Consider the following 5,697-nt stretch of genomic DNA (forward strand, 5'->3'; position numbering starts at 1 on the left):
TCTTGAACACGCAGCGGCCGGGCTAAAGTGAAGTCACGGCACCGGCCGCAGTCCGCACGGACCGGGTTTTCTGCCCTGTCCCGCCGCATGGCGGAATATAGCGGCGCGCAGCAACTTCCTTGTATCGTGTCTCTGGCAGAATAAGTTGAGTCTGCTTATACATGCATTGTCCCGGGGCAGAGCAGGCCGCCAACTTCCTCAGGCTATCAGGCCCGTAAATAAGATAAATGCCGCTCTGTCCTTATCTCAGTCCAGATCGAAGGGTATCTTTGGCCACGCAATGCGGTGAGCCTGAATTTTGCAAGGTTGGTCAGTACTGAAACTATGAGGATATGACATGACTGTTTATCTCGGAATTGATATTGCCAGTAAGAAGTTTGATGCTGCTTTGCTTCGCAATGGCAGTTACCGGTGTAAGGCATTTGCCAATTCAGTGGCGGGTTTTTCAGCACTTCTGAAATGGTCCGGCGAAGATGATTTTTCAGAGATTCACGCATGTATGGAAGCCACCGGTAATTACGGGACAGCTCTCGCAACGTTTCTGTATGAGAAAAAGATAAAAGTCAGTGTGGTAAATCACTCGCGCATAAAGGGTTACGGTATGGCGGAGCTGTCCCGTACAAAAACAGATAAAAGTGATTCAAAGCTGATTGCGCGTTTCTGCAGGGCAACTATTCCGGCGCTGTGGCGGCCTGTACTGAAGCCGGTCAGGATTTTGCAGGCTCTGGTACGCCGAATGGATGCGCTGAAAGGCATGCTTAGAATGGAATCTAACCGTGCTGATAAAGCCGATGCCAGCATTCAGCCTTCGCTTCAAAGAATTTCCAGTCACCTGAAAGAAGAGATTGAAACGATCAGACAGGAAATTAAAAAACACATCAGCAGCAATGATGAGCTGAGAAAGCAGGAGGCATTGATAAGTTCAATACCGGGCATCGGAAGCGTCACGGGCGCTGTAATTTTATCATTTATGGCAGACAAACAGTTTAGTAAGGCTAAGGAAGTTGCAGCTTTTCTGGGGTTGAACCCACGACACCATCAGTCCGGCAGTTCGGTGAGGGGCAAATCAAGGATGTCAAAAACAGGAAATGCATATCTGCGAAGCGCAATGTATATGCCCGCTCTGGTTGCACTGAAGCATAATCCGGATATCCGGGCATTTGGCCACCGTCTCAGGCTTGCCGGGAAGCCCGGCATGCTTATCGTCGGTGCGGCAATGCGCAAACTCATACACATTATTTTTGGTGTACTGCGTTCAGGCACAGTTTATACGCCTCAGATAACCGGAGAACCTGCCTGCAGGTGACTGTATGAGGACATAAACAGCATTTTATCAGGACATCACGTACTAATCCGGCCTGGTCTGTTGCGAAAGCTGGAGGTAAATCTGTGATCTCATCAAAGATAAACTTTGTATACACAGGCCGCGCTTACAGTCTGCATTTTGCTCGTAAAGGAAAATTCAGTGCACATGTGTGCTTTTGCCAGAAACAGACATCAGCGACAGCCAGCAGTTTATGCACGGTGACTTATTCCTGCACTAAACGGGCAGGGAGGTGGTCCGGTTTCCAGGTGCATAAAAAGCGCTGCCAGTACCCCTGATTTCTGAGCGGCAGAATAAAACTGTACAACTTAATTTATTTTGTATAACTTTAGCTGCATATGCTGCTCAGCACTTAATCAACCGGAGTTCTCTATGTTACAGACCATGCCAGCAGGAAACCTGAACAAAGAAGTTGCTGCCTATTTCAGTCGCGCAGCAATGCCGTCACAGCAGGAAACGCTCGGTGCCATTGTTGTTGAGGTGCTAAGCTCAGGCCGGATGCTCAGCCGTAAGTCCATCTGCCTTCGTCTTATCGCACGTCTGGAAAAAGCCTCTTCGCCGGATGAAGAGCAGCATCTGCAGGAACTGGTAAGCCTTTTATTTTCTGAGTAGACTACCTGAAGCAGGGCTTAAAACCCTTAAGCTGTACAGGTACAACTGGAATGAGAGAGCATTGGCAGTAATGAAAAGTAACAGTAACAAAACGCCCGGTGAGATGCTCATAGGCCAGGCCGCACTGGCTCTTCTTGATGAGAAGACGCCCGTTTCATGGATTGGAATCCTGGCGAAACTCGAAGCCCGGCTTGCTGACGAACAGGACGAATCCAGAGCTGGTGTACTGAAAGCGGCTATACAGGACGTCAGGTCAGAGATGAAGCGGCGCAGTTCGGACGCTGATAATAACGAAGAAAGTCAGGTCGTGACTCTGCACGAAGACAAGGACAGGCTGACCCGCCACTGATAAAAAGACTATGCTTTTGTAAGCAGGTAAAAACTGGCAGTTCTGTTAAAACGGCAGCGATAAGGTTATAAATTTCAGATGCAACAGATACTCAACTCAGACGGACCCGAACTGATTCACGTTCTAGAGAATATTGATGATATTTATGAAGAGGAGAAAAGAATCTTTTCTGCTGCAGTCAGGACCCTGCTTACCGGAACAGGCAGCGTGACAAGCAGAGAGGTTCTTTTCTATCTTATCGGCGAAATGGAAGCCACCACGGAGGTCGTCAGGCTTGATGTGCTGCGGACATGTCTCGAAATTCTGATGGGCCTGAAAAATCCTGCACGGGCTGTGTGACTCAGTGCATTTTCTTCATCAGGTACTGAATCAGTTCCAGGCAGTCAGGACGGGTATCATCATCCCCGGCGTGTTCACTAAGGTGGTATAAAGCCTGAATAAGGCGTTGAGGAGTGACAATATCACCTGCTGAAAGCAGTCCGGTTGCTACCTTCCCTATCAGGGCGCGAACCTCTTCTGAAAAATCGTGCGCATTGTTTTTCAATCCGCCTCCATCTCATGTATAAAAATCCAGTATATCATCATCCGGCATGACAATCTGAGCAATGGCTGCTGTCAGAACGACTTTCCTCACGCACGTCAGAGACTCCCGGGTACTCCCTGTCGTCCGCCTGTAACCCAAAGCTCTTAAATCAGCAGGCCACTGAATAGAAGGTCCGGGCATTATCGGCCCGTCCGGTATGGGCCTGTGCGACGACAAAAGATACAGCGAACCGGCATCAACGGACGCTTTTCATCAGCATTGCAGACTTACTCATCGCCCGATTAAGGATTATTTACCCGTGCGTCATTTCTCATGGCAACTACAGTCAGTAATGAGGTTATCAACAACGTGCTAATGGAGGATGTACCGTGTTAATTCAAGACGACGAGAAAGGCCACGTCATTATTGGCGAAGCGGCACTGCACCTGGCGCTGGCTGAAAAGGAGATAAATGTTATCTCTCTCATCGCAGAACTGGGTCATATGGCTGCAAACGTATCCTGTGATAAAAGGCTTGGCGACATATTTGAGGCCAGAAGCTGGCTGAAGAAATACGTCAATCCCGGAATTGCAGAGCAGCCCATGCCGTACCTGCAGACACTTGCAGGTCTGAACGAAGAAAAGCATTAACGCCATAGGACGTAGTCCGGCTCCGGCCGGAAGACGACAGCACCAGATGACCTCATCGGTTGCGTGAAAGCGTATACCGGCCGGAGAAACCGTCATGGACGACACCTCCGCACCGCTTCAGAAGTTGTACAGAAGTTATGCACTAATTCTGTGGATAAAAATCTAAGCTCTAAAGCAGAAAGCTCTGGCTGATATGCCCGTATCCCGGAATACAGCCTGCTGATTTAACTACCTCGCCTCAGTCTCCTGTCACGGGCAGTCTGCTCAGAATTTTTAAGCGCCTCAGTTTCACAAAAACTCTGGTGAGGTATGATGTTTTTTTCACACAGAGAATAACATCATGGCCAGAGCCACTCCGCCCTGTATCCCCGAATCTCCGGCCTGCCTTGCCGCACACCTGCGGGAAATTGCAGACATGCTGGAATCGCGAAGTCCTTTCATCCGAAGCATAGAGCGTTATTACGCATCAGGTGAGGCCGGCGAGCAGCTGTCTGTCATCCATATTGAAATGCTGACGGAGCAGGATTAGGGGGCTTCACTAATCGCCTGACACTTCAGCACTGCAGGCTCCGGACATGCATCCTTATTTTAAAAAATTCTTCAGTAATAACTTTACGATGATTGCCTGCAATTCACTCATAGCACACCTTAGCTTGCCGCCAGTCCGCTTTGTGCCAGAAGCGGAAGTTGACCATGTAGCTTGAATGCAAACCATAAATGACAAGACTCTTGTGCTTGCATCTAAGAGCTGTATATTTAAACACCACTTTAATTTATAAGGACATTTTTAATGAATGGCATCTTTGAAGGGATAAATTTAGAGGTCTGCGAAAATCCTAACCCTGAGCGATTGATTCCGATTGAAGAAGGTCTTAACGATTTCAATGATTTAATGACGGGAATAAGTGATCGTCTGCCATTATCTGTGTTAATAAAATCAAAGACAAACGGTGAGATACTGGGAGGGATGCAGGGGCGTTCTTCGTTAGGTCTACTTTTTATAGATCTCTTCTATCTTCCACCGGAATTGCGGAGTAAAGGGATTGGTACAGAAATCCTTTTACACTTCGAGGAGGAAGGAAGAAGAAGCTGCACTGCTGCATTTTTATACACAATTAGCTTTCAGGCCCCTGAATTCTACAAAAAGCACGGTTGGGAAGAATTCGGACGTATTGACTGCAAACCCGAAGGAACAAGCCGTATCTTTATGAAAAAGTCTTTATAAAAAGTGTGCTATTCGCTCATAACTGACATTCCAGAGCACAGGTCCGCTATGTGCCAGAAGCGCACATCTCACATCTCCACCTGCGCATATGCTCCGCTGCTGCCTACTTCAAGAAAATTAAGCTAAGTAAAATTCACATGGGTGACATTTTAGTTACTCATAATGATTTACTCGAAATAATGAATACATTTTAAACGGAGCCTTGAGTGCGTCTTTTTCATTTCAGCGATAGTCCTGATATCACTACATTCAAACCTCGTCCAATAAGGGTTCATGTCGACAGGCCTGCTGGACAGGAGTGGCTAAATGGGGCACTGATTTGGGCTACGGATGAAGCGCACGAATTACTTTATCTTTTCCCTCGGGAGTGCCCGCGCATCGTGTTTTGGCCACTACCTGGTACAAACAGAGCAGACATTGAACAATGGATGGGAGTCCACTCACATGCTAATGCCATTGCCTGCATCGAACATGCATGGCTATCACGCTTTCAAAGTGGAAAAGTTTACAGATATGAATTGCCTGTAGATCACTTTGAGCCAACGGGAGAGGTCGGCATGTGGGTATCCCGGACAAACGTTATCCCAACTGGCTTGAAGATATTTTCAAACCTGGATGCTGAACTTGTATCAAGAAATATAACACTGCGTGTAATGGAAAGACTCACGCCACTCAAAAGTATATGGCTAACATCGCTTCACGCTAGCGGCATTAGACTGAGAAACGCACAAGACTGGGGAAAACCAGGTTGGACGCATTCGAAACCGGGCCGCCAGGTTATCGTATAAATTCATAATTGATAAGTTTTGCTCTGGGGCAAACCTCACTAATGTCCGCTTCTCGCTCAAAGCAGACCTTGACTTTCCCTGCCCCTCGAAAATAGCCTTCTAAATCCTGATCTCCACTTGCAAGCTAAGAGGGTATCTTATTTCATTCTGTCCACAGTGCGGGTGCATAGCCTGGCGATAACCCTGTGGACAAAAGCGCAGCGGCGGCGGTCTCCGCGCACAGACA

8 protein-coding genes are annotated in these 5,697 nt (G+C 47.8%); 7 read left to right on the top strand and 1 reads right to left on the bottom strand.

The features are described 5' to 3' along the window. Positions 1-337 precede the first annotated feature (337 nt). The 4 genes from IBT54_RS24730 (at position 338) to IBT54_RS24745 (ending at position 2,624) form a co-directional block, all read left to right on the top strand. Positions 338-1,306 carry an IS110 family transposase gene (locus IBT54_RS24730; RefSeq protein WP_201253308.1) on the top strand — a complete coding sequence of 323 codons (969 nt, stop codon included), beginning with the start codon at positions 338-340 and terminating at the stop codon, positions 1,304-1,306. 390 nt (positions 1,307-1,696) lie between these two features. Continuing rightward, positions 1,697-1,936, top strand: a complete 240-nt coding sequence (gene ycgZ, locus IBT54_RS24735) for a regulatory protein YcgZ (RefSeq protein ID WP_201253309.1) — start codon at positions 1,697-1,699, stop codon at positions 1,934-1,936. A gap of 70 nt (positions 1,937-2,006) precedes the next feature. Further along, positions 2,007-2,285 carry a hypothetical protein gene (locus IBT54_RS24740; protein WP_201253310.1) on the top strand — a complete coding sequence of 93 codons (279 nt, stop codon included), beginning with the start codon at positions 2,007-2,009 and terminating at the stop codon, positions 2,283-2,285. 78 nt (positions 2,286-2,363) lie between these two features. Next, positions 2,364-2,624 carry a biofilm development regulator YmgB/AriR family protein gene (locus IBT54_RS24745; RefSeq protein WP_201253311.1) on the top strand — a complete coding sequence of 87 codons (261 nt, stop codon included), beginning with the start codon at positions 2,364-2,366 and terminating at the stop codon, positions 2,622-2,624. Position 2,625: 1 nt separating this feature from the next. Here IBT54_RS24745 and IBT54_RS24750 read toward each other — a convergent pair whose 3' ends face one another. Beyond that, positions 2,626-2,829 (bottom strand): hypothetical protein, encoded by a 204-nt coding sequence (locus IBT54_RS24750; RefSeq protein WP_201253312.1) that lies wholly within the window; start codon positions 2,827-2,829, stop codon positions 2,626-2,628. 368 nt (positions 2,830-3,197) lie between these two features. Here IBT54_RS24750 and IBT54_RS24755 point away from each other — a divergent pair, with 368 nt between their 5' ends. The 3 genes from IBT54_RS24755 (at position 3,198) to IBT54_RS25535 (ending at position 5,471) form a co-directional block, all read left to right on the top strand. After that, positions 3,198-3,458: a hypothetical protein gene (locus tag IBT54_RS24755; protein ID WP_201253313.1), complete on the top strand. Its 261-nt coding sequence runs from the start codon at positions 3,198-3,200 to the stop codon at positions 3,456-3,458. A 790-nt stretch (positions 3,459-4,248) separates the two neighbouring features. Then, positions 4,249-4,683, top strand: coding sequence for a GNAT family N-acetyltransferase (locus IBT54_RS24760; protein WP_201253314.1), 435 nt, complete (start codon positions 4,249-4,251; stop codon positions 4,681-4,683). 206 nt (positions 4,684-4,889) lie between these two features. Beyond that, on the top strand, positions 4,890-5,471 hold the full coding sequence (locus IBT54_RS25535; RefSeq protein ID WP_370585232.1) for a DUF6886 family protein: 582 nt from the start codon (positions 4,890-4,892) through the stop codon (positions 5,469-5,471). Positions 5,472-5,697: the final 226 nt, after the last annotated feature.

Source organism: Pantoea sp. S62 (assembly GCF_016658625.1).
Taxonomy (GTDB): domain Bacteria; phylum Pseudomonadota; class Gammaproteobacteria; order Enterobacterales; family Enterobacteriaceae; genus Pantoea; species Pantoea vagans.

Bases quoted from the DNA above. Each gene is read 5' to 3' on its own strand.
- IBT54_RS24730 (WP_201253308.1), top strand. From the start codon at position 338: ATGACTGTTTATCTCGGAATTGATATTGCCAGTAAGAAGTTTGATGCT.
- ycgZ (WP_201253309.1), top strand. From the start codon at position 1,697: ATGTTACAGACCATGCCAGCAGGAAACCTGAACAAAGAAGTTGCTGCC.
- IBT54_RS24760 (WP_201253314.1), top strand. From the start codon at position 4,249: ATGAATGGCATCTTTGAAGGGATAAATTTAGAGGTCTGCGAAAATCCT.
- IBT54_RS24745 (WP_201253311.1), top strand. From the start codon at position 2,364: ATGCAACAGATACTCAACTCAGACGGACCCGAACTGATTCACGTTCTA.
- IBT54_RS24740 (WP_201253310.1), top strand. From the start codon at position 2,007: ATGAAAAGTAACAGTAACAAAACGCCCGGTGAGATGCTCATAGGCCAG.